At 65.6% G+C, this 26133-nt stretch carries 22 protein-coding genes; 7 read left to right on the top strand and 15 right to left on the bottom strand.

The window, feature by feature from the left end:
- Position 1: 1 nt before the first annotated feature.
- The 4 genes from ACMUOY_RS15955 to pncB form a co-directional block, all read right to left on the bottom strand.
- Complete coding sequence (locus tag ACMUOY_RS15955; RefSeq protein WP_413893725.1) at positions 2-1531, bottom strand: DNA recombination protein RmuC; 1530 nt, start codon at positions 1529-1531, stop codon at positions 2-4.
- A gap of 194 nt (positions 1532-1725) precedes the next feature.
- Positions 1726-2709 carry a 2-hydroxyacid dehydrogenase gene (locus ACMUOY_RS15950; protein ID WP_413893724.1) on the bottom strand — a complete coding sequence of 328 codons (984 nt, stop codon included), beginning with the start codon at positions 2707-2709 and terminating at the stop codon, positions 1726-1728.
- A 24-nt stretch (positions 2710-2733) separates the two neighbouring features.
- Positions 2734-4146 (bottom strand): sodium:proton antiporter, encoded by a 1413-nt coding sequence (locus ACMUOY_RS15945; RefSeq protein WP_413893723.1) that lies wholly within the window; start codon positions 4144-4146, stop codon positions 2734-2736.
- 47 nt (positions 4147-4193) lie between these two features.
- Positions 4194-5390 (bottom strand): nicotinate phosphoribosyltransferase, encoded by a 1197-nt coding sequence (gene pncB / locus ACMUOY_RS15940; protein ID WP_413893722.1) that lies wholly within the window; start codon positions 5388-5390, stop codon positions 4194-4196.
- A gap of 153 nt (positions 5391-5543) precedes the next feature.
- Here pncB and ACMUOY_RS15935 point away from each other — a divergent pair, with 153 nt between their 5' ends.
- On the top strand, positions 5544-6434 hold the full coding sequence (locus tag ACMUOY_RS15935) for a Rossmann-like domain-containing protein (protein WP_413893721.1): 891 nt from the start codon (positions 5544-5546) through the stop codon (positions 6432-6434).
- Positions 6435-6455: 21 nt separating this feature from the next.
- On the opposite strand, the gene ACMUOY_RS15930 is transcribed toward ACMUOY_RS15935, so the two are convergent.
- From ACMUOY_RS15930 to ACMUOY_RS15900, 7 genes are read right to left on the bottom strand one after another with little or no spacing between them, the layout of a single operon-like run.
- Positions 6456-7088 carry an ABC transporter ATP-binding protein gene (locus ACMUOY_RS15930; protein WP_413893720.1) on the bottom strand — a complete coding sequence of 211 codons (633 nt, stop codon included), beginning with the start codon at positions 7086-7088 and terminating at the stop codon, positions 6456-6458.
- Entirely contained in the window at positions 7081-7845 is a 765-nt protein-coding gene (locus tag ACMUOY_RS15925; protein WP_413893719.1) for an ABC transporter ATP-binding protein, read from the bottom strand. Before ACMUOY_RS15925 ends, ACMUOY_RS15930 begins: the two co-directional genes overlap by 8 nt.
- Positions 7842-9731 (bottom strand): ABC transporter permease, encoded by a 1890-nt coding sequence (locus ACMUOY_RS15920; protein WP_413893718.1) that lies wholly within the window; start codon positions 9729-9731, stop codon positions 7842-7844. Before ACMUOY_RS15920 ends, ACMUOY_RS15925 begins: the two co-directional genes overlap by 4 nt.
- Positions 9732-9742: 11 nt before the next feature.
- Positions 9743-9916: a hypothetical protein gene (locus ACMUOY_RS15915; RefSeq protein ID WP_413893717.1), complete on the bottom strand. Its 174-nt coding sequence runs from the start codon at positions 9914-9916 to the stop codon at positions 9743-9745.
- Between the two features lie 4 nt (positions 9917-9920).
- The gene (locus ACMUOY_RS15910; RefSeq protein WP_413893716.1) at positions 9921-10655 is read right to left on the bottom strand and encodes a nitroreductase; all 735 of its coding nucleotides are present in this window, start codon (positions 10653-10655) and stop codon (positions 9921-9923) included.
- Positions 10652-11089: an acyl-CoA thioesterase gene (locus ACMUOY_RS15905; RefSeq protein ID WP_413893715.1), complete on the bottom strand. Its 438-nt coding sequence runs from the start codon at positions 11087-11089 to the stop codon at positions 10652-10654. The genes ACMUOY_RS15910 and ACMUOY_RS15905 overlap by 4 nt, the downstream gene beginning before the upstream one ends.
- Positions 11086-12015 carry a histone deacetylase gene (locus tag ACMUOY_RS15900; protein WP_413893714.1) on the bottom strand — a complete coding sequence of 310 codons (930 nt, stop codon included), beginning with the start codon at positions 12013-12015 and terminating at the stop codon, positions 11086-11088. The genes ACMUOY_RS15905 and ACMUOY_RS15900 overlap by 4 nt, the downstream gene beginning before the upstream one ends.
- Positions 12016-12249: 234 nt before the next feature.
- On the opposite strand from ACMUOY_RS15900, the gene phaP reads away from it, so the two are divergent.
- Positions 12250-12792, top strand: coding sequence for a TIGR01841 family phasin (phaP, locus tag ACMUOY_RS15895; protein ID WP_413893713.1), 543 nt, complete (start codon positions 12250-12252; stop codon positions 12790-12792).
- A gap of 306 nt (positions 12793-13098) precedes the next feature.
- Here the strand turns inward: phaP and ACMUOY_RS15890 are convergent, their stop codons facing one another.
- Positions 13099-14313 carry an SO2930 family diheme c-type cytochrome gene (locus ACMUOY_RS15890; RefSeq protein ID WP_413893712.1) on the bottom strand — a complete coding sequence of 405 codons (1215 nt, stop codon included), beginning with the start codon at positions 14311-14313 and terminating at the stop codon, positions 13099-13101.
- Between the two features lie 69 nt (positions 14314-14382).
- Positions 14383-15822, bottom strand: a complete 1440-nt coding sequence (locus ACMUOY_RS15885; protein ID WP_413893711.1) for a parallel beta-helix domain-containing protein — start codon at positions 15820-15822, stop codon at positions 14383-14385.
- A 216-nt stretch (positions 15823-16038) separates the two neighbouring features.
- Here ACMUOY_RS15885 and ACMUOY_RS15880 point away from each other — a divergent pair, with 216 nt between their 5' ends.
- Positions 16039-17076 carry an AraC family transcriptional regulator gene (locus ACMUOY_RS15880; protein WP_413893710.1) on the top strand — a complete coding sequence of 346 codons (1038 nt, stop codon included), beginning with the start codon at positions 16039-16041 and terminating at the stop codon, positions 17074-17076.
- A gap of 40 nt (positions 17077-17116) precedes the next feature.
- Here the strand turns inward: ACMUOY_RS15880 and ACMUOY_RS15875 are convergent, their stop codons facing one another.
- A complete protein-coding gene (locus ACMUOY_RS15875) occupies positions 17117-17998 on the bottom strand; it encodes a patatin-like phospholipase family protein (protein ID WP_413893738.1) in 882 nt (293 codons plus the stop codon).
- A gap of 121 nt (positions 17999-18119) precedes the next feature.
- On the opposite strand from ACMUOY_RS15875, the gene ACMUOY_RS15870 reads away from it, so the two are divergent.
- The 3 genes from ACMUOY_RS15870 to ACMUOY_RS15860 all read left to right on the top strand — a co-directional run bounded on the left by ACMUOY_RS15870 (position 18120) and on the right by ACMUOY_RS15860 (position 22066).
- Complete coding sequence (locus tag ACMUOY_RS15870) at positions 18120-19163, top strand: extracellular solute-binding protein (RefSeq protein ID WP_413893709.1); 1044 nt, start codon at positions 18120-18122, stop codon at positions 19161-19163.
- A 110-nt stretch (positions 19164-19273) separates the two neighbouring features.
- The gene (locus ACMUOY_RS15865) at positions 19274-20032 is read left to right on the top strand and encodes a 3-hydroxyacyl-CoA dehydrogenase (protein WP_413893708.1); all 759 of its coding nucleotides are present in this window, start codon (positions 19274-19276) and stop codon (positions 20030-20032) included.
- Between the two features lie 198 nt (positions 20033-20230).
- Complete coding sequence (locus ACMUOY_RS15860) at positions 20231-22066, top strand: gamma-glutamyltransferase family protein (protein WP_413893707.1); 1836 nt, start codon at positions 20231-20233, stop codon at positions 22064-22066.
- Positions 22067-22177: 111 nt separating this feature from the next.
- Here the strand turns inward: ACMUOY_RS15860 and ACMUOY_RS15855 are convergent, their stop codons facing one another.
- A complete protein-coding gene (locus tag ACMUOY_RS15855; RefSeq protein ID WP_413893706.1) occupies positions 22178-23824 on the bottom strand; it encodes an acyl-CoA synthetase in 1647 nt (548 codons plus the stop codon).
- A gap of 86 nt (positions 23825-23910) precedes the next feature.
- Here ACMUOY_RS15855 and dnaG point away from each other — a divergent pair, with 86 nt between their 5' ends.
- The gene (dnaG, locus tag ACMUOY_RS15850) at positions 23911-25803 is read left to right on the top strand and encodes a DNA primase (RefSeq protein WP_324516078.1); all 1893 of its coding nucleotides are present in this window, start codon (positions 23911-23913) and stop codon (positions 25801-25803) included.
- Positions 25804-26133: the final 330 nt, after the last annotated feature.

Here is a 26133-nt window from a genome sequence, read left to right as displayed (position 1 = left end):
GCTATTCGTCATCCATCAGGGGTTGCATCGGCAGGGCGGGAAGATCGCCCGCAGCAGGCGCCGGCAAGTCCTGCACGTCGCGCAGCTTGCGCTGGATGGCCCGGGTGCGCGTGCCGACCTCGTCGAATTTCTTCGCGGCGGCGTCGATGGACTTCTTCGTGGCTTCGACCACGTCGCCGAACTTGGCGAACTCGTTCTTGACCTGGCCGAGCAAACTCCAGACTTCGGACGAGCGTTTTTCGATGGCCAGCGTCTTGAAGCCCATCTGCAGGCTGTTGAGCATGGCCGCCAGGTTGGCCGGGCCGGTGATCATCACGCGGCAGTCGTTCTGTAGCGCCTCCATGAGGCCGGGGCGGCGCAAGGTTTCGGCGAACAGGCCTTCGGTGGGCAGATACAGGATGGCGAAGTCAGTGGTGTGCGGCGGCGAGACGTATTTACTGAAGATCTTCTTCGCCTCGAAGCGGATCGAGGCTTCGAACGCATTGCCCGCCGACGCGATGGCAGCCTTGTCGGCGCTGTCCTGTGCGTCCATCAGGCGCTGGTAGTGTTCCACCGGGTACTTGGAGTCGATCGGCAGCCACACCGGGTGCTCGTCCTGCCGGCCCGGCAGGCGGATGGCGAACTCCACCAGTTCGTCGCTGCCCGGCACGACCTTGACGTTCTTCGCGTACTGGTCGGGCGTGAGCACGTTGTCGATGATGGCGCCGAGCTGCACCTCGCCCCAGGTGCCGCGCGATTTCACGTTGGTCATCACGCGTTTCAGGTCGCCCACGCTGCTGGCCAGCGTCTGCATCTCGCCCAGGCCCTTGTGCACCTGCTCCAGCCGGTCGCTGACCAGCTTGAACGACTCGCCCAGGCGCTGCTCCAGCGTCGCGTGCAGCTTTTCATCGACGGTGCGGCGCATTTCCTCCAGCTTGGCCGTGTTGTCGGCCTGGATCGCGGCGAGCCGCTCGTTGAGTGCCGTGCGCAGCTGCTCGGCGTTCTGCTGGGTGCCCTGCACCAGCGAAGCGAGTTGCTGAGACAAAGACTCCTGCAGCACCGTGAACTGGTTGCGGATCTGGTTGCCGTTGCCGTCGAGCTGGTCGCGCAGCGCACCGGACATCGTGCCCAGTGTGCCGGTGAGCTCGGTGCGAAAGCTGCTCAGCGCCAGACTCTGGGCCGCGTCCAGCGCCGTCAGCCGCTGCGCCAGCTGCGCCTCAAACGCGGCAAAGGCGGCGAGCAGCTCGGTGCGGCCGGTGCGCGACTCGGCCACCGCCTGCGCCAGCTTCTCGTCCACAGCCTGACGCACCGCCTCCAGGCTGTGGCTGGTCGCCTGGGTGAAACCCTGCAGCTGGTTCGCCATGCCGTCGAGCGCGCCGTCGTTCTTGGCCACTTCCATGCGGGTCGACTGCGTCTGCTGCTCCAGCCGCTGGAGCTGCGCGAGCAGCTCGGGCGGCAGCTCGATGCGCGGCTTGCGCAGCAGCACGACGAGTTGAAGCAGCGCGATGAGGATCGCAGCGCCAAGGAGGATCAGGAAATGGGTGTCAGACATGGGGCTTGGTTGAAATCACGGCGCGATCAAAGCCACCGGCATGAATGCATGATACTTCAATATTTATAGCAACAAATGACGATTCTACGCTGGGATATTGGCATTTTGATTCCAAATTCCTGGCCAAATGGATCTTCTGGCTTACCTGCCGCCTGAAGCGCCAGACCAGCCGGTCGCCAGTTCCCGCCGGCACGTCAACGCGTCAGCACCTCGGGGTTCAGCGGCGTCAGCGGCTTGCCTTGCGTCAGGAAGCCGATCAGGTTGTCCGCCGCCAGGTTCGCCATGGCCATTCGGGTCGGAATCGTGGCGCTGGCGATGTGCGGTGTCAGCACCACGTTGGGCACGGTCAGCAGGTCCGGGTGCACCTTCGGCTCGCCCTCGAACACATCCAGGCCCGCCGCCGCAATGCGTTTCTCGCGCAGGGCCACGGCCAGCGCCGCATCGTCCACGATGCCGCCGCGTGCAATGTTCACCAGGCAGGCGGTGCGCTTCATCAACGCCAGTTCGGCGGCGCCGATCGCGTGATGCGAGGCGGCGGAGTACGGCACCACCAGCACGAGGTGGTCGGCGGTGCGAAGCAACTCCTCCTTGTCCACGTAGCGCGCTTTGCACTCGGCTTCCAGCTCGGGTGAAAGCCTTGAGCGGTTGTGATAGATCACCTTCATGCCGAAGCCGCGCGTGCCGCGCCGGGCGATGCCCTGGCCGATGCGACCCATGCCCAGGATCCCCAGCGTGCTGCCATGCACCTCGGCACCGGCAAACATGTCGTAGCTCCACTTGGTCCATTTGCCCGCGCGCAGGAAATGCTCGCTCTCGGTCACGCGCCGCGCCGTGGCCATGAGCAGCGCAAAGCCGAAGTCGGCCGTGGTCTCGGTCAGCACGTCGGGCGCGTTGGTGCCCAGCACGCCGGCGGCGGTCATGGCATCCACGTCGAAATTGTTGTAGCCCACGGCCATGTTGGCGACGATCCTGAGTTGGGGGCAGGCCGCCAGCACCTCGGTATCGACGCGCTCGCTGCCGGTGGTGAAGGCACCCACCTTGCCCTGCAGGCGCTCGATCAGTTGCGCCTTGGTCCAGATGGCGTCGTCGGGGTTGGCTTCGACCTCGAACTGCTGTGCCAGTCGGGCGAGGGTTTCAGGGAAGATGGCGCGGGCAACCAGGATGTGGGGTTTGGTCATGGTGTGAAGGACTGCGGCAATGGGTCAGCGAAACCAGATCAGTGTCATGATGAGGAACAGCGGAACCAGAATGCCGCACGACCAGGCCATGTAGCCGAAGAAGCTGGGCATCTTGACACCCCGGTCTTCGGCGATGGCTTTGACCATCAGGTTGGGCGCATTGCCGATGTAGCTGTTGGCCCCCATGAACACCGAGCCCGCCGAGATGGCGGCGAGCGTGGTGGCCATCGTGGTCATGAGCACCTGCGGATCGCCGCCTGCGGTATTGAAGAACACCAGGTAAGTCGGCGCATTGTCGAGGAAGGAGCTCAGGATGCCCGAAGCCCAGAAGTACATGGCCGGGTCGGGCGTTCCGTCGGGCCGCGTCACGGCGGCCACCACCGCGCCAAACGGCCCGTTCACGCCGGCCTTGAGCATGGCAATGACCGGAATGATGGTCAGGAAGATGCCGGCAAACAGCTTGGCCACCTCCTGCATCGGACCCCAGGCGAACTGGTTGTCCTCATGCACTTTCCGGGGCGTGATGTTCAGGGAGATCAGGGTGACGATGATGAGTCCGATATCGCGCACGATGCCGGGAAGTCCGCGCTCGGTGCCGAACGCGTCGAAGACCACGGCAGATTTCCACATGCCGCTGAGCAGCACCAGTCCCATGATGACGCCCAGCAGCAAGAAATTCATCTTCCCGTCAAAACCGATGCGCCGGGTGTCGGGGGTCGGGTCGACGGGCCGGACTTCCCTGTTGCGATGGTAGTACCAGGAATCCAGCAGAAAGAACAAGGCCAGCAGGGATCCGATCAGGAACAGCGTCTCCGGGAAGATGTGCTTCACGGTCCAGAAAAAATCCACGCCCTTCAGGAAACCCAGGAACAGCGGCGGATCGCCCAGCGGCGTGAGCGAGCCGCCGGCGTTGGACACGATGAAGATGAAGAACACCACCACGTGCACCTGGTGCTTGCGGTTGTCGTTGGCCCGGATCAGCGGCCGGATCATGAGCATCGAGGCGCCTGTGGTGCCCATGACGCTGGCCAGCACGGCACCAATCGCCAGGATGGCCGTATTGAGCACCGGCGCGCCATGCAGATTGCCGCGGATGTAGATGCCGCCAGCCACGGTAAACAGGGCGGTCAGCAGGATCATGAACGGGATGTACTCGGCCAGCAGCGCATGCACCAGATTCACGCCAGCCATCGCAGGACCAAAGACCAGCGCGAACGGCAACAGGAAGGCCAACGACCAGCCAGCGGCCACCTTGCCGAAATGGTGATGCCAGAAAAACGGCGCGGCCAACGGCATCACCGCAATCGACAAAAGCAGGCTGGCAAAAGGCACCGCCCACAGCGCGGACAACTGGCTGCCGTCCAGTTCGGCGGCCGCGGCCAGGCCTGGCCACAAACCCGCAAGCACCAGCGCCAACACCCAACGATTCCATTTCATGTCGTGTCTCCTGATCTTGTTCTGGCTCGCCTGGCAGGCCAGGCCCCTCACGCGCTGTCGCTGATCTCGAACACCTGCCGCAGGTAGGCCAGGTATTTCTCGTCGTCGCACATGCCCTTGCCCGGTGAATCGGACAGTTTGGCCACCGGTTGGCCATTGCAGCGCACCATCTTGATGACGATCTGCAGCGGCACATGCTCCGGCGGATCACCCAGGTCGTTGGTCAGGTTGGTGCCGATACCGAAGGCCAGCAGACAGCGGCCCTTGAAGCGCTGGTAAAGCTCGATGGTGCGCGGCACGGTCAGGCTGTCGCTGAAGATCAAGGTCTTGGTCAGGGGGTCGACCCGGTTCTTGCGGTAGTGTTCGATCAGGCGTTCGCCCCAGGCAAAAGGGTCGCCGCTGTCGTGGCGCGCGCCGTCGAACAGCTTGCAGAAGTACATGTCGAAGTCGCGCAGGAAGGCGTTGAAGCCGTACACGTCGGACAGGGCGATGCCCAGGTCGCCGCGGTATTCCCTGGCCCACGACTCGAACGCGAACACCTGGCTGTCGCGCAGGCGCGGGCCCAGCGCCTGGCAGGCCTGAAGGTATTCGTGCGCCATGGTTCCCAAGGGGGTCAGGCCCAGCTTCATGGCGAACAGCACGTTGCTGGTGCCGGCGAACTGTCCGGCTGCGCCCGCGCCCAGGCGCGCAATCAGCACGCGCAGCACCTCCTCGTGCCAGGCCTTGGAAAAACGCCGGCGGGTGCCGTAGTCGGCGATCTTGAGCTCGCGCAGGCCGTCGGCGTGCAGCAGCGCGATCTTGTGGTCGAGCCGCTTGCGGCCTTCGACGAAATCCGGCACCGGCGTGGTGTTGCGGAAATAGACCTCGTTGACGATCGCCAGCACCGGGATCTCGAACAGGATGGTGTGCAGCCAGGGCCCGTGGATCGTGATGTCGATCTCGCCAGAGGGCAGCGCGGTGACGGTGATGTATTTCTCGTTGAGCCGGAACAGGCCGAGGAAATCGACGAAATCGCTCTTGATGAAACGCAGCGTGCGCAGGTAGGCCAGCTCCGCGTCCTGGAAGTGCAGGCTGCACAGCGAGCGGATCTCGTCGCGAATCTCGCTGACGTGCGCGGCCAGGTTGACGCCCGGGTTGCGGCAGCGGAACCGGTACTCCACCTGCGCACCCGGAAACTGGTGCAGCACCACCTGCATCATGGTGAACTTGTAGAGGTCGGTGTCGAGTAGGCTGGTGATGATCATCGCTGCGGTCCTGACGGGGCGGCGCGCGCCGTCATCATGCTGAGCCCCCAGTGTACGGGAAGGACTTCGGCGCCGGCACCCTCCGGGGGCCCTTTCACCCCCGGCAAAACCCGCGCCCGCCTGTGCTGAAATCGGGGTCTGATGACCGCGCCCATGCCATCCCCCAAGCCCGCCACCAACCTGCCTGCGCCTGCTCTGGCCCCGGTGTTGATCGCCCAGCTGGAAGCCATCGCCGCGCGCTTCCCGCCGCCGCGCGTGGCGCGCCTGCACATCCCGGCCGATGCGCCCGGGGATGAGGCGCCGAAAGACGCGAAGTTCTGCGCCATCGAGCTGCAGAACGGCGCGTTCGGCCTGTCCTACGTGCTGCTGGGCGACACGCTGGACGCGCTGACCGGTGCCCGGAGTGGACACAGCGGCGAGCGCCTGGCCGGAGCCGACCCCCTGCAATTGGCGCGCCGGCTCGACGGCGGCACCCCGGTGGAGCGAGCCCTGGCTCTGGCCGCCATCAACGCGATGACCGACGCCGTCTGGCGCCAGGTGGGCTACCAGCCGCCGCCGGCGGGCAACTCCCTGGGCGATGTGCGGCTGACCGGCCACGACCATCTGGGCATGATCGGCTTCTTCCCCCCACTGGTGCACCAGGTGCAGGCGGTGGGCGGGCGGCTCTCGGTGCTGGAACTGGACGAGGCCATGGTGCGGCGCCAGCAGCAGCGCTTTCCGCAGGTGCACGTCACACTGGAACGCTCGGCGCTCGCCGCCTGCAACAAGGTGGTCGGCACCTCGACCATGCTGCTCAATGACACGCTGGACGCGATGCTCGCCGCCGCCCCACAGGCCGACACCTTCGCTGTCATCGGCCCCTCGGCCGGGCTCTGGCCGGATGCGCTGTTCGCCCGCGGCGTCACGCTGCTGGGCGGCACCCGTGTGAGTGATGGCGCCGCGTTCGCCGACGCGATGGCGCGCGGGGTGTCCTGGAGCGCGGCCTCGCGCAAGTTTGCGATCGACCGCGCAAGCTGGCCGGGATGGGAGCGCCTGCTGGCCTGAGGTGCGGCGGGTGCGAGGACATCAGCCGGCCAGACGGCCGCTGGCCAGCGTCAGCACCCGGTCGGCACGATCGGCCAGGATGCGGTTCTGCTCGGCCACCAGCATCGGCATGCCTTCGGCGCGCAGCGCCAGCAGCGCATCGCGGATCGACTCCACCAGCAGCGGGGCGATGCCTTCGCAGGGCTCGTCGAGCAGCAGCAGTTTCGGGCTGGTCATAAGCGTGCGGGCGATGGCCAGCATCTGCTGCTCGCCGCCGCTCATCTGGCTGGCGCGGCGCTGCAGCATCCGCTCCAGGGCCGGAAACAAGGCCAGCACCCGGGCCGTGTTGCCCGCCACATCGCCGCGCGCGGCGATCAGAAGGTTCTCCTGCACCGTCAACGCACCAAACAGGCGGCGATCTTCGGCCACAAAACCGAGCCCGGCGTGCGCGCGCCGGTGCGGCGCCCAGTCGGAGACGTCTTGATTTTGATAGCGGATGACGCCCGTCTGACGCTGGGAAAGGCCCAAGATGGATTGCAAAAGCGTCGATTTGCCGGCCCCGTTGAGCCCTTCCAGCACGACCAGCTCTCCCGCACCTACGGTGAGCGACACATCGAACAGCGCCTGTGCCGCGCCATACCAGACCTTGAGATCACGGACCTGCAGTTCAGACATGGACATCCCCTGCCTGAAAACCGCGCCCCAGGTAGCGGCTGCGCACGGTGGCGTCTAGCGCCACCTCCTGCGGGGTGCCCGATGCGGCCAGCAGGCCGTCGATCAGCACCAGCACCCGATCCGCCACGCCGAAGACGGCATCCATGTTGTGTTCGGTGTAGAGCACGGCCACGCCCTCTCGGGCCAGCGCAGTGACCCGTGCCATCAGTTCGGCACGCTCGGGCCCGGCCAGCCCGGCAGCGGGCTCGTCGAGCAGCAGCAGACGCGGGCCCTGCGCCGGGAGGCCGGCCAGTGCGATGGCCAGCTCCAGCCGCTTCTTGGCACCGTAGGGCAGGTCCTTCGCGTCGGCCTGTGCCAGATCCCGCAGGCCGACTTGTTCGAGCCGCGCCAGCGCGGCATCCACCTCGGCGCGTTCCAGCACGTTCCAGGCCCGCAGCCCGCGCGGCGCTGTCATCAGCAGCTGCAGGTTCTGCAGCACGGTGAGGGCTTCGAAGGTCTGCGCGACCTGGAAGGTGCGTGCCACCCCGAGCTTCTGGCGCTGCGCCGGCCGCAGCCGATCGACGCGCTGGCCGGCCCAGCGGACTTCGCCCTGGGTCAGCCTGTGCTGGCCGGCGATGCACGCAAACGTGGTGGACTTGCCCGCCCCGTTGGGGCCGATCAGCGCCACGCATTCACCGGGGTTGACCTCGAAGCTCACGCCCTTGACGGCCTGCACCCCGCCGAAATGCTTGACGAGCTGGCGCACGTACAGCGTCATCTCGAGCCCCCCGGGTCCGCGGGACTGGCAGCCCGACGAGCGCCTTTCATGCGCTGCAGCAACCCGAGCAGCCCCGAGGGCGACAGCACCATGATCGCCATCACGAACACACCGAGCGCACCGCGCCAGTAGTCGCGCAACACCGCCACACTGCTGCCCAGCTCGGCGCTGGCCCAGGTCAGCACCGCGCTGCCCACCGCTGCGCCCCAGAGCTGGTGCACGCCGCCGAGCAGCACCACCAGCAGCGCATCCACCGAGGTGGCGACACTGGCCGCCGAGGGAAACACCGCGCCCTTGTGCGCGGCGGCCAGGCCGCCCGCCAGGCCTGCGAGCACGGCGCTTTCGACAAAGATGCGGTACTTGATTCCGTTCACCGGCAGGCCGCTGGCCGCCGCGCGTTGCGGGGTATCGCGCACCGCCTGCAGCGCCGCACCGAAGGTCGAGCCGGCCAGCCGACTCAACGCCGCCACGCTGAGGCTGGCAATGAACACCAGCAGCACGAAGAACAGCGGCCGGGTGTCGTCGCTAACCAGGCGCAGGCCGATCACCCCGTTGTCGCCGCCCGTCAGGGCCACCCACTGCGTGGCCGTGGCCCAGATCACCTGTGCCAGCGCCAGGCTCAGCATGGCCAGGTACACGCCAGCGCTGCGCACCACTGCCGCGCCAAACACCGCGGCCACCGCCAGCGCCAGGGCGCAGCCTGCCGCCAGCGCCACCGGCAGCGACGCCCCCCATTGCGTGTGCGACAGCGCCGCGCCATAGGCACCCAGCCCGAAAAACGCCGCATGCCCGAAGCTCACCAGCCCCCCCAGCGCCATCATGGATTGCAGGCTGACTCCGAAGATCAGCAGGATCAGCGCGTCGGACGCCAGCGAACGGGTGTATTCGCCGCCGGTCCACGCCAGCGCGCACAACCCGAAGAACGCTGCGAAATAAAGAGCGCCCAACGACCTCTTGACGCTGGGCTGATGGAATTTCTGGATGATTTCCCGCGGTCCCGCGTCCAGCGGCTGGCCCATCAGGCCCTGTGGACGCACCGCCAGCACCACGGCCATGGTCAGGAACACCAGCACCAGGGTGGCCTGCGGAAACAGGCTCACGCCCAGCGCGTGGATCAGGCCGATCAGCAGCGCCGCGAAGAACGCGCCGCCGATGCTGCCCAAGCCGCCTGTGACCACCACCACGAAGGTCTCGACGATCACGTTCACGTCCATCTGCAGGTTGGCCGGCTCGCGCGGCAGTTGCAACGCGCCACCCAGCCCGGCCAGGGCGCAGCCCAGCATCACCGCACCCAGCATCAGCGGCTTGGGGTTGACGCCCAGCGCATCCAGCATGGCGCGGTCCATGGTGGCGGCGCGCAGACGCTGACCGAAACGCGTGCGGGTGAGAAGGAGGTGCAAACCCAGCCACACCAGCGGCCCGAGCGTCATCGTCACCAGCTGCCAGACCGGAAAGAACTCGCCCCACAGTTCAACCGCCCCCTTGAGCCCAGGGAATCGCGGCGCGAAGACTTCGCCGGGCCCGAAGCCCCAGCGCATGGCATCGCTCATCGCCAGCGTCAGGCCGAACGTGGCCACCAGCTGGTACAGCTCGGGCACCCCATACAGCCGGCGAAGCAAGACAAACTCGGCCAGCGCGCCGGCCACACCGGCCGCCAACGCGCCCAGCAACATCGCCAGCGCATACAGGCCCGCGCTCTCGCCCCAGGCCGGGAACCAGTTCGTGACCCAGTGCGCCGTCAGAAGCGCACCCAGCATGAAGAAGCTGCCGTGCGCGAAATTGACGATGCGCGTGACGCCGAAGATCAGCGTCAGGCCGGCGGCCATCAGGAACAGCGTGGTGGCGTAGCTCAGGCCGTTGAGGACCTGGATGGCGAAGAAAGTCATGCGCAGCGGGGCTACATGAGCGCCATCGAGCCGCCGCCGGGCCGCCCCAAGGCGGCGAGCACCCCCTCGGGGCTGAGTGCCGCGGCTCGCGATGTGCCTGCGCACATCGGGACGGCACGAAGGGCCTGCGCTTGTAGCGCTGGCACGTCCAGCGAACCACGCGCAACGGGGAGCGTGGAGGCCATCAGTTCACTCGATCCAGTGCGTGAACGACTCGGCGGGTACCCGCGTGGTCTGGAAGGTGTTCACCAGCGCCGACTCATCCGCATAGCCCAGCGCCATGCCGCAGACCAGCATCTCGTTGTCCCGGGCCCCGATGTACGGCAGGATGATCTTCGAGAAACCGTTCCAGGCCGCCTGCGGGCAGGTGTGCAGCCCGCGCGCGCGCGCCGCGAGCATGATGCTTTGCAAAAACATGCCGTAGTCGAGCAGGCTGCCGCGGCCCATGATGCGGTCGATGGTGAACATCAGGCCGACGGGCGCATCGAAGAAGCGGAAGTTGCGCTGGTGCTGCGCGTGCATCTTGTCGCGGTCGCCCTTGCCAATGCCCAGCACGCCATACAGGCCGAAGCCGCATTCGCGGCGCCGGTCGATGTAGGGGCTGATCCACTTTTCCGGGTAGTAGTCGTATTCCTCGCGGTACTCGGTGGCGAGTTGCGGATCGACCGAGATCGCGTCGTGCGCCTCGCAGATCGTCCTGACCAGTTCGTCCTTGCGCGCGCCCTGCAGGACATAGACCTGCCAGGGCTGGGTGTTGGTACCGCTGGGCGCGCGGCTGGCCACGCGCAGCAGGTCGGCCAGCACCTCGCGCTCGACCGGGCGCGGCAGGAAGGCGCGCGCAGAAAAGCGGCTCTCGATGGCGGCGTCGACGCTGGCCGGATCGCTGATCACGGTGCTGACTTGGGACGTGGGCAAAGAAGTCACTTGAGCTGCTCCAGAACGGTTTTGAGGGATACGGGCAGCGGCACCGGCCGGCGCGTGGCGCTGTCCACGTACACGTGAATGAAATGGCCTTTGGCGGCAGTCATGGGCTCGCCCTGCGCAAACAGGCCGACTTCATAGCGCACGCTGGAGGTGCCGAGCTTGGCCACCCGGATCCCGGCCTCGACCGCCTGGGGAAAGGCCAGCGGGGCGAAATAGTTGCATTGGGTCTCGATCACCAGGCCGATGGTCTCGCCCTGGTGGATATCAAGCACGCCCTGCTCGATCAGGTGGGCGTTGACCGCCGTGTCGAACCAGCTGTAATAGATGACGTTGTTGACATGGCCGTAGGCGTCGTTGTCCATCCAGCGCGTGGTGATGGTGCGAAAGACTCTGTAGGCGCTGCGCGGCTCGGCCTGGGGTTTGGTGGGACTCATCCAGGCAGATTCTGCCAGCGACACCAGTAGGCCGCTGCCACCCGCCAGGTATTGAACTGGACCTGCACCGTGTCGTCGATGTTCGTGCCGTAGCCACCGGCCATCGTCAGCGCCAGCGGCAGGCGGCGCTGCCAGGCCCAGTCGAACACTTTGCGGTCGCGCGCTTCCAGTCCGTCCTGGGTCAACTTCAGGCGCCCCAGCCGGTCGCCTTCATGCGGGTCGGCGCCGGCGAGGTAGATGGCCAGACCCGGCTCGAAGCGCAGCGCCAGTTCGTCGAGCGCCAAGTCCAGCGCGTGGAGATAGTCATCATCGCCGCAACCGTCGGGCAGGGCCACGTCCAGGTCACCCGCCACCTTGCGGAACGGAAAGTTCTTCTCTCCATGCAGCGACAGGGTGAACACGCTGGGGTCGCCGGCGAAGATGGACGCCGTGCCGTTGCCCTGGTGCACGTCCAGATCGATGATCGCCACCCGCAAGGGCTGGCGCTGGCGGCGCCCCTGCTCGGCCTGCATCAGCCGGGCAGCCACGGCCGCATCATTGAAGACGCAGAACCCGCCGCCGCGCTGGGCGCTCGCATGGTGCGTGCCGCCGGCCAGGTTGGCGCCTACACCTTCCTGCATCGCGGCACGACACGCCTCGATGGTGGCGCCCACAGACCGCCGCGCGCGCGCGGCCATCGCCTCGCTCCAGGGAAATCCGATCTCACGCACGATCTGCGGATCGATCTGCCCCGAAGCGATGCCCTCGACATAGGCGGGCGCATGCACCAGCGCCAGTTCACCATCACTGGCCGCTGGCGCCTGGGCGAACCGGACCTGCGGCAACCCGGCGGCGACGCGATCGCGCAGCAGGCGGTACTTGGCCATCGGAAACCGGTGCCCCGGTGGCAGCGGAAGCACGAACTGGTCGGAATAGAACGCCTTCATGGCCGGGTCAGGCTCTCTTTCTCAGGGGCGAAACAGGCAAGCTTGCATTGTGGCGGAGGGTGCGCCGCAAACGCTTTCTGGAGGTTCGCCTCTAATTTTTTGTTGCGACGCAACATTTTCTATTGCAATTTCCGCCGCCCGCCCTAAAATCCGATCCATGCTGCACTGCACCATTCACGGAGCGATCCAGGTTTCAGCGCAGTTCGGATTCACTTAACTCCTGGAGATTGACCCATGCTGACCCCTGAACAAATCCTGGCCTCCCACAAAGCCAACGTCGAAACCCTGTTCGGCCTGACCAACAAAGCCTTCGAAGGCGTCGAGAAGCTCGTCGAACTGAACGTCGGCGCCGCCAAGGCCGCCCTGAACGAGTCCGCCACCCAGACGCAAGCCGCCCTGAGCGTCAAGGACGCCCAGGAACTGCTCGCCCTGCAGGCCAGCCTGTTCCAGCCGCTCGCTGAAAAGGCCGCCGCCTACAGCCGTCACCTTTATGAAATCGCCTCGGGCACCAGCGCCGAATTCAGCAAGGCCTTCGAAGGCCAGGCCGCCGATGCGCAGAAGCAGTTCGCCCAGTTGGTCGAAGGCGCCGCGCAGAACGCACCCGCCGGCTCCGAGACCGCTGTCGCCGTGATGAAGAGCGCCGTGGCCGCTGCCAACAACGCGTTCGAATCCGTCCAGAAGGCGGTCAAGCAGGCCACTGAAATGGCTGAAGCCAACTTCAACGCCGTGGCTTCCACCGCCACGACCGCCGCCAAGCCGGCCGCCAAGAAGCGCTGATCCACCCGGCCTCCTGAAAACGGGGGCCTTGGCCCCCGTTTCTTCTGGAGCCGACTCTCTACAAAGTCCGGCCTATATCGGCCAGACTTGCACCATTGAAGGCCGGCTTTTGAACGCCGGTTGATTGCAGGTTGTCTCCTCGGGTCCTTTCGAAACCTCCAGGGTTCAGGGATCCCTTAAGGGCTGGTCGCAAGACCAGCCCTTTTTTTTGTCTTCCTCGATCATCCCGGAGCCGACATCGGCACTCCAAAGACAAAGGGCTGCGCCATTGGCGCAACCCTTGCAAGTGAAAGCGAGAAGGGCCGCTTACGGGGGGCAGGCAACCAGCGACGACGGCGCCGATGTCAGTTGCCGGATCCAGTCGGCCAGCATCGAAGTGGCTTCCGTGTGAATCGTCTGGCGACCCACCACCGGCATGATGTCTCCGGTGAGCGTCGTGTTCAGGCGGAACAACAGGATCGACGTCTGCGGGCTGCCCGGATTGACGTCATACCGATAGCCGGGGGCGGTGTTGGAGTAGGCCAAGGGCTTCTTGCACACGCCCCACAGGCTGGTGGCCGCGGAACCGATGTCCTCATGGGTCAGCTTCAGGCCCGACTGGGAGGCGTTGCCCTTGCCGTTGTGGCAGTGCGCGCAATTCACGTCCAGGTAGGCCTTGGCCCGGTCACCGATGGGCTTGGAGGCATCGGTCCAGTCGACATTGCTGGGGGCGCCTGCCAGACCCGTGAATCCAGCCAGCAGTTTCAGATCGTTCAGGTGGGTGATCTGGTTCGCCTTCACGCCACCGCCGTAGTCGTAGTCCTTGTTCATGTTGCGAACCTTCGGTCCGATCGGGAGGACTTCACCGCCGCCACCCGTCTCGGTGGCATGGCATTTCTGGCAGGTCTGCTGATTGGGCACGACATAGGTGAACGGCTCAGGTGCGCCGGTCGCCGAGATCAACTCCATCTCGACATACTTGCCGCTGATGTTCAGCGAAGCATCCTTCTGGTCGGCATCCCAGACGTAGGTCGTGCCGGTCCACTTGCCGCTGGCCTCGCGCACGATGATCCGGGTTTCAATCAGACGATGCTTCGTCAGGTCGATGGTGCTGCCCTGCGGATGGGTGGTGGACTTGCCCACGGGAATCAGTTTGGGGTCGGTTCCAGTGGCCTTGGGGTAATAGAAGGTCTTGTAGATCGCCGTGCCCACCGGGAAATCGAGCGTTCCGGTCGTGGTGTAGGTGATCTGCTTGCCAGCAGGCACATAGACAGCACGCATCTTGAGCGCGTAGTCGGTGAACAAGGCCGACGACAGGTCGTACGGAACGACTGCGGCATTGAGCGACATCGTGCTGCCATCGCTGCGAACGGCATTCCAGGACGACAGCTTGGCAGGCGCTTCGGCAACCGGGAAGACGACCGGAACAGCGGGCGCGGCGGGCGTCGCTGGCGCATCGTCGCCGCCGCCACCGCAGGCCGCCAGGACGAGGGCGCACAGCGCGGTGCTGAGCCCCAGTTTGAGATTTCGAATCAATAGCATGGGATTTCTTTCGGTTCGTTGCCGGGATCGGTCATCGACCCTCCCGGCACACATATCAGATGAAGGCCATCAGGACGGGTAGCCCGTCACCGGAGGCAGGGTGATGGTGCAGGCGTTCGCCCCGCTCTTTTCCAGTCGGGGGGGATTCGGGAAGGCAAAACTCGACGTTTGGGTCATCAGGCCGAACAGATTCAGGTCCAGATTCTGGTAGCTCACGCCGACGCTGGTGACTGGCGGGGTCACGCCGTTGGCCGTGGAGCAGACCTTGTAGTTGCCGGTGTAGTTGCCGCCCAGCGGGTACCCGGTCGACACATCGACGCCGGCACTCACCGCCGGGTTCGGATCCATGACGCCGTCCCACATCACAGCCGGGAAGTTCTTGTAGCCCGCCATGAATGCGTCGGTGAAATCTTTCAGCCCGCCTTCACTGCCCGGCTTGGCAAAGGCGCCACCCGGCGCGTAGCCAAAGTCCTTGATGGTGTTGTTGTGCACATAGTTGCCCTTGCCGAAGTTGTCGTACACCTTGCCCTGGCTGTCCTTGATGCCGCTGTTGTCTTCCTCCCCGGCCGCGTAGGCGGAGATCAGCAGAACGCCGGTCGTCTTGTGCTTCGTGATCGTGTTGTTGTAGACCTCCACGTTCTGCGAAGCCAGCACCATCACGCCCGTGCCCGGCGGAATGGTCAGCACCAGGCCGCTGGCGTTGACAAAGGGCGGCGTGTTGTTGTCGGTGATCCGGTTGTTGCGCACCACGACGTTTTCGGTGGTCTTGAAACGCGGGGGTGCCTTCAGCGCAAAAACCAGGATGCCGCCGGTGTTGTCGTACACATCGTTGTCTTCGACGATGGCGTTGTAGGAGTTCTCGATCTCGATCCCCGCCACGTTGTTGACCACCGTGTTCTTCGCCACCAGGATGTTGGTCGACTGACCGACATACACACCGGCGTCGCGCGTGCCGACCGCCTTGCTGTTGACGATCTTGACGTTGTCGCTGCTGACCGGGTAAAGGCCGTAGACCATTTTGGACGTGCCGAAAGGATTGATCATCCATTCCGTGCGCAACGTGTCCATGACGACGTTCTTCGACTGATTCACGAAGACACCGTTGCCCGAAGCGTCTTCGATGGCGAACTTCTTGAACGTGACCGTGTCCAGACCCGCGGCGTCGATGCCGTTCTGCGCCAGAGCCTTCGCAAAGGACAGGATGGTGTTGGACGTCGGGTCCGTGCCATTGCCGGCGCCGAGAACCGTGATCTTCTTCTTGTTGGTGATCTGCAGCGGGCCCTTGAAGCTGTACTTGCCGGGCGGCAGTGTGACGGTATCGCCTTCCTTGGCGGCCGCAAAGATCGCGTTCAGGTCGGTGTCGTTCATCTGGGCGGCCGTGACGACGGTGCCCTGCACCACCGGGGCGGTCGGTTCCGTGGGCACATAGACGACGGTGTCACCACCGCCGCAAGCAGCCAGAATCATTGCAGCGAGCAATGCCGAGGGTAGGGTCCGATTGAATCGCATGAGAAATCTCCAGATAAATGTCGTGATTGAGCCGCCATGGCCATTCGCCTCAGCCGTTGTTCCAGGTCGTCGATGGCGAGTTGGCATGACACCGGCATATCCCATGAGGCGGGTGCGGTGATGCTCCGCGATTTGCGCAAATGACCCTTGACTCCACCGGACAATCATTTAACCTTTGAGGACATCAGGGAAAATCCTTACCAAAACTTACAGACCATGACATCGCTCGTGCGCAGCTCCAACCTGGACGCCTATGAGGCGCTGACGCGCTCGATCGGCGTGGACCCGGTCATGGAACTGATGCGGTTCGGCCTTCCCGTCGATACCCTGCAGAATCCGGACACCTTCATCCCGTTCATCGGCTTCATCCGGCTGCTGGAGCACACAGCGCTTGCGGGCAGCTGTCCGGATTTCGGCCTGCGCCTGGCCCAGCGTCAGGGCGCCGGCAGCGCGGGCCCGCTCCTGATCCTGATGCGACATGCCGCCACGCTGGAGGAGGCCCTGCTGACCGGAGCCCGGCATCTCTTCGTGCTCAGCCCGAACTATCTCTTTTCGATCGTTCCCGTGAAGGCGAATGGCGCCCTGGTGGATCTGACCATCGATATCGACGTGCCCCAGGTCCGGCTTCGACCGCAGACCATCGAGCACTCGCTGGGCTACATGGTGCAACTTGTGAAACTGGTCACCCAGGGGCAGGCCCAGCCCTTGCTGGCAATGCTGCCGCATCGACGCATGGGGCCGTTGCAGAGCTATGCCGAGGTTCTCGGCTGCGCCTGCCGGTTCGATGCGCCGGTCGCCGCGGTCCGCATGGCCGCAAAAGACCTTTCCCTGCCCCTGCCGGACCGAAACCCCTTGCTGCAACAGATGGCGCTCAGCTACATCGAGGAGCATTTCGGTGCACCCGACAAGCTGGTCTCCGAACAGGTTCGCCTGCTCGCGCGACGGTTTCTTGACACCGGGGACGTTTCCCAGCGCGACATCGCCAATGCCCTGGCCGTTCATCCCAAGACCTTGCAGCGGCGCCTTCTTGCCGAGGGTCAGGTGTTCAACGACATCGTTGACGAGGTCCGGCGCGACCGCTTCCTCGAATTGATCGCGCAACCCACCGCACCCAGCGTAGCCCAACTGGCACAGCTGCTGGGCTATTCCGAACAAGCCGCGTTGACCCGCAGTTGCAGGCGCTGGTTTGGCCAGACACCGACCGCGCTGCGTCGTCAGCGGGCGCCCGAGAGTTCGTCGCCTGGCGTGCGCTGAAGGAGGCGACCGTGGCCGCCGTCACGCGATGAAACGCGAGCTACAGAGCGTGTGCCGCCAGCAATTTCCGTAGCTGCGGCAACGCCTGCTGCATCGCCAGCCGCCCGGCGGCAATCGAACGCCTGCGCGCACCGAAGTCCGCGCTGCCGATGCCATTGAGCACCGGGCGCAACACCACGTCGGCATCGCGCAATTCAAAGCTGTTGATGGTCTTGCCCATGATGGCAAAAGTCTGCAGCAGGATCTGCAGGGAGCCGTCGGCCGCGTTGCCTTCCGGCGGGCTGGAGATGTCGACCGCCAGCACCAGTTCGGCCCCCATCTCACGCGCGTAGCGCACCGGGACCGGCGCGACCAAGCCTCCGTCCACATAATCACGGCCCGAAATCCGCACCGGCTGGAATACCGAGGGCACCGCGCTTGACGCACGCACCGCGGTGCCGGTATCGCCTTGGCGAAACAGCACGCCCTGACCGCTCTGCAGGTCGGTGGCGACGATGCCCAGGGGCAAGGCCATGTCCTGGATCGGACGTCCGCCGACCTGGCCGCCCACATAGCGCGCCAGCGCCTCGCCACGCAGCATGCCGCGGCTGAAGATGGGCAAGGTCCAGTCGGTGAAGGTGGCCTCGTCCATGGTCTCGGCCATCTGCTGCAACTGCACGCCGTTCTTGCCGCTGGCATAGAACGCCGCGACCAGGCTGCCCGCGGACGTTCCCACCACCAGATCGGGCCTTATACCCGCCTCCTCCAGCACCTGGATCACGCCCACGTGGGCAAAGCCGCGCGCCGCGCCCCCGCCCAGAGCCAGACCCAGCCGTGGCGGCTTCTTCTGCACCAAGGGCACCGGCGCCGGCGGGGGCTCGGGCGTTCGCGGCGGCGACCCGGCGCAACCCGCCAAAACGAGGCCCAGAGCGACCGATGGGATCCAGATCAAGCATCGGCTCAAGATCCCGCCATTCGACCAAATACTATTGAGAATGATTCGCGTTTGATTTATCATCGCTGCATTCCCGCCCATTTTTCTCTATCACCCAAGGAAATCCTGCATGTTCAAGAAGTTCGTTTTCGTCGCCACCGCGGTCGTGCTGGCCAGCGCCGGCGCATCGGCCCAGGAACAGGTCCTGAACCTGTATTCGGCCCGGCACTACAGCACGGACGAGGCTTTGTATACCAACTTCACCAAGGCCACCGGCATCAAGATCAACCGGGTGGACGCCGATGATGCCGGAATTCTGGCGCGTCTGAAGGCCGAGGGCACGGCCTCGCCGGCCGACGTGATCCTGCTGGTGGACGCGTCGCGCCTGTGGAAGGGCGAGATCGACGGCCTGTTCCAGCCGGTCAAGTCCAAGGTGCTCGATGCAGCGATCCCGGCCCAGTTCAGCGCCAAGCGTGCTGCCGACGGCGGCGTCGCCTGGTTTGGCTTTTCCACCCGCGCCCGTGTCATCGTCTACGACAAGGTCAAGGTCAAGCGCGAAGACGTGGACACTTACGAAAAACTCGCCGATCCGGTCAACAAGGGCAAGCTGTGCATCCGCTCCGGCTCCCATCCCTACAACCTGAGCCTCTTCGGCGCCATGGTCGAGCATCTCGGCCCGGCCAAGACCGAAGCCTGGCTGCAAGGACTGGTGAACAACATGGCCCGCCCGCCCAAAGGCGGCGACACCGACCAGATCAAGGGCGTGGCCTCCGGGGAATGCGGCATCGGCGTGACCAACACCTACTATCTGGCCCGCATGATGCGTTCGTCGAACCCCGAGGAACGGGCCGTCGCCGAAAAGGTCGGCGTGGTGTTTCCGAACCAGGCCAGCTGGGGAACGCACATCAACATCGCCGGTGGCGCCATGGCGCGCCATGCCAAGAACCCGGCCAACGCGGTCAAGTTCCTGGAATACCTGGCCAGCCCCGAGGCGCAGAACTACTTCGCCAATGGCAACAATGAATGGCCGACCGCCAAAGGCGTGACGGTGGAGAACGCCGCACTCAAAGCCATGAGCGGCGGCACCTTCAAGAGCGAGACCATCCCGGTCAGCGCGGTCGGCATGAACCAGATCAAGGTGCAGCAGATGCTCGACCGGGTGGGATTCAAATAGGGGCGGCCTAAGCATCGCCGCCCAAAGCCCGGCCCGGCGCCCTGCCCGGCCGGGTTTTTTATCATCGATAATTGACGTTTACGTCAACGTCAACGCATCAGGAGATATCCATGGACATTCAAGGCAAGGTTTTCATCGTCACCGGCGGCGCTTCGGGCCTGGGTGAAGGCACGGCGCGCATGCTGGCGGCCAACGGGGCCACCGTGGTGATTGCCGACATGCAGGTGGAAAAGGGTGAGGCTGTCGCCAAGGCGATCGGCGGCGCGTTCCTGAAGTGCGACGTCAGCAATGAAGCCGATGGCCAGGCCGTGGTGGCCAAGGCGGTATCCCTGGGCAAGCTCATGGGCCTGGTCAACTGTGCCGGCATCGCGCCGGCCGAGAAGACCGTGGGCAAGAACGGGGCGCACAGCCTGGCGGTCTATACCAAGACCATCATGGTCAACCTGGTGGGCAGCTTCAACATGATCCGGTTGGCGGCTGACGCCATGTGCAAGAACGCGCCCGAAGCCACTGGCGAGCGCGGCGTGATGATCTCCACCGCCTCGGTCGCAGCCTATGACGGCCAGATCGGCCAGGCCGCGTACAGCGCATCCAAGGGCGGCATCGTCGGCATGACGCTGCCGATCGCGCGCGACCTGGCGCGCAACGGCATCCGCAACATGACGATTGCGCCCGGCATCTTCGGCACCCCCATGATGTTCGGCATGCCCAAGGAAGTGCAGGACTCCCTGGCCGCCAGCGTCCCCTTCCCCAGCCGCCTGGGCACCCCCGAGGACTACGCCAAGCTGGCCAAACACATCATCGAGAACGACATGCTCAACGGCGAAGTGATCCGCCTGGACGGCGCGATCCGCCTGGCGCCGCGCTGATCGCTTCGAGCAGGCTTGGGGACGCTATCGTTGTCATAGCTAACCATGACCATTCGACGCTGGGCGAGGGTCTTTTTTTCCTGAAGTAACGTCTGGAGCCTGCGGCCGGGCTCCGGACGCACTTCGCGGGACGGCTCTGCGGCCTTGGCAGCGCTTGTGCCGGGCGATTACGATGGCGCTCCACACCCTGGAGACGCCATGCCCAGATTATTCTTTCCCGCGCTGAGCGCAATCGCCCTGGCCGCGCTGCTGGCCGGCTGCGCCAGCGCCCCTGGACTCAGCTACACCGTCCCGATTCAGCCCGAGGGCTCGTCCGGCTATACCGAAAAGCCCGGCTGGACGAACGCGAAGTTCGCGGTCGCTGCCGCCAACCCGCTGGCCACGGACGCGGGCTTCCAGGTGCTCAAGGCCGGCGGCTCGGCGGTGGATGCCGCCATTGCCGTGCAGATGGTGCTGACCTTGGTGGAGCCGCAGTCCAGTGGCATCGGCGGCGGCGCCTTCCTGCTGCACTACAACGGGCGCGAGGTCGAGGCCTTCGACGGCCGGGAAACGGCCCCTGCGGCCGCCGATGAAAAGCTGTTCCTCGGCGCCGACGGCAAACCGATGCCGTTCTACGATGGCGTGGTCGGCGGCCGGTCCGTGGGCGTGCCGGGCACGGTGCGCATGCTGGAGATGGCGCATCGGCAGCACGGCAAGCTGGCCTGGGCGGAGCTGTTCAAGCCGGCGATCACGCTGGCCGATGGCGGCTTCAAGGTCAGCGCGCGACTGAACACCTTGCTGGCGAGCGAGAAATACCTCGCCAAAGACCCTGTGGCGGCCGCCTATTTCTACGATCCGGACGGCAAGCCCTGGCCGGTCGGCCATGTGCTGAAGAACCCGGAACTCGCGGCCGTGCTGAGGGCCATCGCTGCCAATGGCTCGCGCGCCCTGCTTGAAGGCGAGGTGGCCCAGGCCATCGTGGACAAGGTGCGGAAACACCCGACCAACCCGGGCAAGCTGAGCCTGTCCGACCTCGCCGGCTACCAGCCCCGCAAGCGCACGCCGATCTGCCACGACTACTCGGCCACCGGCCGTGACTACCGTATCTGCGGCTTCCCGCCCCCGAGTTCCGGCGCGATCGCCGTGGGGCAGATCCTCGGCATCCTGTCGAACACCCAGGCGGCGTCGCTGCCGCTGCAGGCCGGTGTGCCAACACCCGCTGGCCCCGCCCCGTCGGCCGACTGGCTCTACCTGTACACCGAAGCGGCCCGCCTGGCCTTCGCCGACCGCGCGCTGTACCTGGGCGATCCTGACTTCGTGCAGCCGCCCGCCGGCAACTGGATGAGCCTGCTCGACCCCGCCTATCTCGCCGGCCGCGCGAAGCTGATCGGCCAGGCGCCCGGCGCGCCGTCGATGAAGGTCGCCCAGCCCGGCAACCCCGGTGCCGTCAAGACCAGCTACGCCCCGATGGCGCCCCAACCCGAATACGGCACCAGCCATATCAGCATCGTGGACGCGCAGGGCAATGCCCTGGCCATGACCACCACCATCGAGGACGTCTTCGGCGCGCGCCAGATGGTGAAGGGCTTCCTGCTGAACAACGAACTGACCGATTTCAGCTTCGCACCCACCGACGCAGACGGCAAGCCGGTGGCCAACCGGGTGCAGCCCGGCAAACGGCCACGCTCCTCCATGGCGCCGACGCTGGTGTTCGACAAGGCCAGCGGCCAGTTCCTCCTGAGCGGCGGCAGCCCGGGCGGCGCGGTGATCATCCACTACGTGGCCAAGACCTTGTACGGGACGCTCAACTGGGGACTGAACCCGCAGCGGGCGATCGACCTGCCGAACTTCGGCTCCCTCAACGGACCCAGCCTGCTGGAAGAAAAGCGCTTCCCGACCCCGACGGTGGACGTGCTGCGCACGCGCGGTGCCGAGGTGCGCGAGCAGAACATGACCAGCGGCCTGCAGGCCATCATGCGCGGCACGGTGAACGGGCAGCCCGTGCTGCTCGGCGGGGCCGACCCGCGGCGCGAAGGCGTGGTGATGGGCGACTGAAGCTTCGCCGGGCCCATTTTTCCGCGCTATTCAAGAGAAAACCCGACCTTCCCAGCGTAGGATGGTCGTTTCCTGCTATGGAGTCAGGAGCGATTCTGCCCGCTCCCGGCCTCAGACATCGATCGCCTGGGCGGAGCCAGCGCGCTTGCGCAGCTCGAATTTCTGGATCTTGCCGGTGCTCGTCTTGGGCAGCTCGCCGAACACCACGAAGCGCGGCACCTTGAAGCCCGCCAGGTGCTTCTTGCAATGCGCCACGATCTCCTCGGGCGTGGTCTGTGCGCCGAGCTTGAGCTCCACGAAGGCGCAAGGCGTCTCGCCCCACTTCGGGTCAGGCCGCGCCACCACGGCGGCGGCCAGCACGTCGGGGTGGCGGTAGAGCACGTCTTCCACCTCGATGGACGAGATGTTCTCGCCGCCGGAGATGATGATGTCCTTGCTGCGGTCCTTGATCTTGAAGTAGCCGTCGGGGTATTGCACCGCCAGGTCGCCGCTGTGGAACCAGCCACCGGCGAAGGCCTCTTGCGTCGCGTCGGGATTCTTCAGGTAACCCTTCATGGTGATGTTGCCCTTGAACATGATCTCGCCCATGGTCTCGCCGTCCTGCGGCACCGGCTGCATCGTCTCGGGGTTCAGCACGCGCACGTCTCGCTGCAGGTGGTAGCGCACGCCCTGGCGGGCGTTGAGGCGCGCGCGCTCGCCAATATCAAGCTGATCCCAGGCTTCGTGCTTGGCGCAGACCGTCGCCGGACCGTAGACCTCGGTCAGGCCGTAGACATGCGTCAGGTCGAAGCCCATGGCTTCCATGCCCTCGATCATCGAGGCCGGAGGCGCGGCGCCCGCCACCATGGCCTTGACCCCGGCAGGGATGCCGGCTTTCATCGCCGCTGGCGCATTGACCAGCAGGCCGTGCACGATCGGCGCGCCGCAGTAGTGCGTGACGCCGTGCTGGCGGATCGCATCGAAGATAGCCTGCGCCTCGACGCGGCGAAGGCACACGTTGACGCCCGCGCGGGCCGCCACCGTCCACGGGAAGCACCAGCCATTGCAGTGGAACATCGGCAGCGTCCACAGGTAGACCGCGTGCTTGGGCATGTCCCACTCCAGCACGTTGGAGATCGCATTGATCGCCGCGCCGCGATGGTGGTAGACCACGCCCTTGGGGTTGCCGGTGGTGCCGCTGGTGTAGTTCAGGCAGATGGCGTCCCACTCGTCGGCCGGCAGCTTCCAGGCGAAAGCGGCGTCGCCACCGGCCAGGAAAGCTTCGTAGGTGGTGCTGCCGATGGGCGAGGCATCGCCGGTGAACAAACCGTCCTCCACATCGATGACGAGCACCGACGATGTGGACTGGCGCAGCGCGAGCGCCTTCTTCATCGTCGGGGCGAATTCGGGGTCGACAATCACCGCCTTGGCCTCGCCGTGGTCCAGCATGAAAGCAATCGCCTCCGGGTCCAGTCGGGTATTGAGGGTGTTGAGCACGGCGCCGGACATCGGCACGCCGAAATGCGCCTCCACCATGGGCGGCGTGTTGGGCAGCATCACCGCCACGGTGTCGTTCTTGCCGATGCCAGCGCGCTGCAGCGCGCTGGCCAGGCGGCGTGCCCGCGCATAGGTCTGGCCCCAGTTCTGGCGCAATGCGCCGTGCACGATGGCCAGGCGATCGGGGTAGACCTCGGCCGTGCGCTCGATGAAGCCCAAGGGCGAGATCGGCGCGAAATTGGCCTCGTTGCGGGCGAGGTCCTGTTCGTAGATGCTGGTCATGTCGGGGCTCCGGTCGAGGAATGGCGACCCCGATTTAACCAAAAGCGCCGCCGGCCCGCCTGCGCACGATCGGTCAGAATAGCCTTGTGGCCATTCCCCAGTCTTTCATCACCGAACTGCTCTCGCGCGTCGACGTGGTCGAAGTGGTCGGCCGCTACGTGCAGCTCAAGAAGGGCGGCGCCAATTTCATGGGGCTGTGCCCGTTTCATGGCGAGAAGTCGCCCAGCTTCAGCGTCAGCCCGACCAAGCAGTTCTATCACTGCTTCGGCTGCGGAAAGAACGGCAACGCGATCAGCTTTCTGATGGACCATGCCGGCATGAATTTCGTCGAGGCGGTGAAGGAGCTGGCCGGCCAGATCGGCCTGCAGGTGCCCGAGGAAGAACGCTCGCCACAGGAGCGCGAGCGCGCCGCCGCCGAGCGCCAGAAGCAGGCCACGCTGACCGATGTGCTGGAGAAGGCCGGCGAGGCCTGGCGCAAACAGCTCAAGGGCTCGCCGCGCGCGGTCGCCTACCTCAAGGGCCGCGGCCTCTCCGGCGAGATCGCACGCCGGTTCGGCCTGGGCTATGCACCAGATGGCTGGCACGGGCTGGCCAGCGTGTTCCCGGCTTACGACGACCCCCTGCTGCTGGAAAGTGGGCTGGTCATCGTCGCCACCGAGGACGGAAGCGAAGCCCGCCGTTACGACCGCTTCCGCGACCGCATCATGTTCCCGATCCGCAACGTCAAGGGCGAGTGCATCGGCTTTGGCGGACGCGTGCTGGGCGACGAGAAGCCCAAATACCTGAATTCGCCCGAAACCCCGGTCTTCCACAAGGGCCGCGAACTCTACGGCCTGTACGAGGCACGCCAGGCGCTGCGCGAAGCCGGCTACGTGCTGGTGACCGAGGGCTACATGGATGTGGTGGCGCTGGCGCAGCTGGGATTCCCCAACGCGGTGGCCACGCTGGGCACGGCCTGCACGCCCGAGCATGTGCAAAAGCTGTTCCGCTTCACCGACAGCGTGGTGTTCAGCTTCGACGGCGACGCCGCCGGTCGGCGCGCGGCGCGAAAGGCCCTGGACGGCGCACTGCCCCACGCCACCGACGTGCGCACCGTGAAGTTCCTGTTCCTGCCCGCCGAGCACGACCCCGACAGCTTCATCCGCGAGTTCGGCAACGACGCCTTTGCCCGTTGCGTCAGCGAGGCCGTTCCGTTGTCGCGCTTCCTGATCGAGGCCGCCAGTGAAGGCTGCGACCTTGCCACAGCCGAAGGCCGGGCCCACCTGGCGAGTAACGCCAAGCCCCTGTGGAATGCGCTGCCCGAGGGGGCCCTGAAGCGCCAGTTGCTCGGCGACATCGCCGAGCAGGTGCAGCTGCACGCGCGCGAACTGTCGGACGTCTGGAGTGACAAGCCGGCGCGCGCACCCGGCGCCGTGAGGCCCGGCAAGAAATATCAAAATGATAGCTACCAAGGACCAGCTGACGCTGGGGATTGGCCAAAGTCATTCAAGAGTAACGCCCCAAGGTCAAACCTGGGCGCTCGCCTGCGACCCGCCAGCCGCGCCGATCATGCGGCGCGGCTGTTGCTGTCGCGCATGGACCTGTGGGATGCTCTGACCGCTGAGGATCACTCGATGCTGTGCGAACTCCCGCCCCCTCACGGCACGCTTTTTGTCTGGCTCGATCACCAGTTCCATGACCAGGGCGCCCTGCCCTGGGGACAGCTGCGCGACCAGTTGGCCGGGCGGGATTTCGAGGCCAAGGCACAGGAGCTCATGGGCGACTATCTGGGCGCGGGGTTTGCCGGCACGGCCGGGGGCGAACCGGGCGAGGCCCTGCGCGAATTGCGTGGCCTGATGAACCTGTTGCTGATCGATCGCATCGCCCGGCTGGAAAAAGAAGCCGTGGCCCAGGCGAGCACCGATCCGGCCGCGCTGGACCGGCTGCGCGCGCTGCACGAGCGCCGCCGCATCCTCTCCACCGTGCGCCAGCCGGACTGATCGCCGCCAACCGGCGTCGATCGCACCGCCAGGGTCTTGAAATGCCCCATGGGCGCTATAATGTACGGTTAGCCCAGGCAAGAGCGACAGCAGCACCTCCGGACCCGGCCGACCGATGCCACACAGCGCACAACCGGCCACTTCACCGCAAGGACTGCATCCCAAATGTTCGCCCACCCCCTTGCCTTTGAGCTCAGGCCCGAATCGGCCTGAGCTCTGTCACCCGCGCCGGGAGTTTGCGGCGCCGATCGTCCACTTGTCCGTTTTGATGTCCTGAGGTTGTTGCATGCCCACTCAAAAGACCAAGAAGCCCGTCACGCCCGCACCCGT

Origin of the sequence: Candidatus Skiveiella danica (genome assembly GCF_022705245.1) — a bacterium.
In the GTDB taxonomy this organism is placed as follows: Bacteria; Pseudomonadota; Gammaproteobacteria; order Burkholderiales; family Burkholderiaceae_C; genus Skiveiella; species Skiveiella danica.
This window is presented reverse-complemented; position numbering and strand designations above follow the sequence as displayed.

What these genes read in the sequence shown, in the direction of transcription:
- ACMUOY_RS15955 (WP_413893725.1), bottom strand. Translation starts at nt 1,531, where the DNA reads ATGTCTGACACCCATTTCCTGATCCTCCTTGGCGCTGCGATCCTCATC.
- ACMUOY_RS15950 (WP_413893724.1), bottom strand. Translation starts at nt 2,709, where the DNA reads ATGACCAAACCCCACATCCTGGTTGCCCGCGCCATCTTCCCTGAAACC.
- ACMUOY_RS15945 (WP_413893723.1), bottom strand. Translation starts at nt 4,146, where the DNA reads ATGAAATGGAATCGTTGGGTGTTGGCGCTGGTGCTTGCGGGTTTGTGG.
- pncB (WP_413893722.1), bottom strand. Translation starts at nt 5,390, where the DNA reads ATGATCATCACCAGCCTACTCGACACCGACCTCTACAAGTTCACCATG.
- ACMUOY_RS15935 (WP_413893721.1), top strand. Translation starts at nt 5,544, where the DNA reads ATGCCATCCCCCAAGCCCGCCACCAACCTGCCTGCGCCTGCTCTGGCC.
- ACMUOY_RS15930 (WP_413893720.1), bottom strand. Translation starts at nt 7,088, where the DNA reads ATGTCTGAACTGCAGGTCCGTGATCTCAAGGTCTGGTATGGCGCGGCA.
- ACMUOY_RS15925 (WP_413893719.1), bottom strand. Translation starts at nt 7,845, where the DNA reads ATGACGCTGTACGTGCGCCAGCTCGTCAAGCATTTCGGCGGGGTGCAG.
- ACMUOY_RS15920 (WP_413893718.1), bottom strand. Translation starts at nt 9,731, where the DNA reads ATGACTTTCTTCGCCATCCAGGTCCTCAACGGCCTGAGCTACGCCACC.
- ACMUOY_RS15915 (WP_413893717.1), bottom strand. Translation starts at nt 9,916, where the DNA reads ATGGCCTCCACGCTCCCCGTTGCGCGTGGTTCGCTGGACGTGCCAGCG.
- ACMUOY_RS15905 (WP_413893715.1), bottom strand. Translation starts at nt 11,089, where the DNA reads ATGAGTCCCACCAAACCCCAGGCCGAGCCGCGCAGCGCCTACAGAGTC.
- ACMUOY_RS15900 (WP_413893714.1), bottom strand. Translation starts at nt 12,015, where the DNA reads ATGAAGGCGTTCTATTCCGACCAGTTCGTGCTTCCGCTGCCACCGGGG.
- phaP (WP_413893713.1), top strand. Translation starts at nt 12,250, where the DNA reads ATGCTGACCCCTGAACAAATCCTGGCCTCCCACAAAGCCAACGTCGAA.
- ACMUOY_RS15890 (WP_413893712.1), bottom strand. Translation starts at nt 14,313, where the DNA reads ATGCTATTGATTCGAAATCTCAAACTGGGGCTCAGCACCGCGCTGTGC.
- ACMUOY_RS15885 (WP_413893711.1), bottom strand. Translation starts at nt 15,822, where the DNA reads ATGCGATTCAATCGGACCCTACCCTCGGCATTGCTCGCTGCAATGATT.
- ACMUOY_RS15880 (WP_413893710.1), top strand. Translation starts at nt 16,039, where the DNA reads ATGACATCGCTCGTGCGCAGCTCCAACCTGGACGCCTATGAGGCGCTG.
- ACMUOY_RS15870 (WP_413893709.1), top strand. Translation starts at nt 18,120, where the DNA reads ATGTTCAAGAAGTTCGTTTTCGTCGCCACCGCGGTCGTGCTGGCCAGC.
- ACMUOY_RS15865 (WP_413893708.1), top strand. Translation starts at nt 19,274, where the DNA reads ATGGACATTCAAGGCAAGGTTTTCATCGTCACCGGCGGCGCTTCGGGC.
- ACMUOY_RS15860 (WP_413893707.1), top strand. Translation starts at nt 20,231, where the DNA reads ATGCCCAGATTATTCTTTCCCGCGCTGAGCGCAATCGCCCTGGCCGCG.
- ACMUOY_RS15855 (WP_413893706.1), bottom strand. Translation starts at nt 23,824, where the DNA reads ATGACCAGCATCTACGAACAGGACCTCGCCCGCAACGAGGCCAATTTC.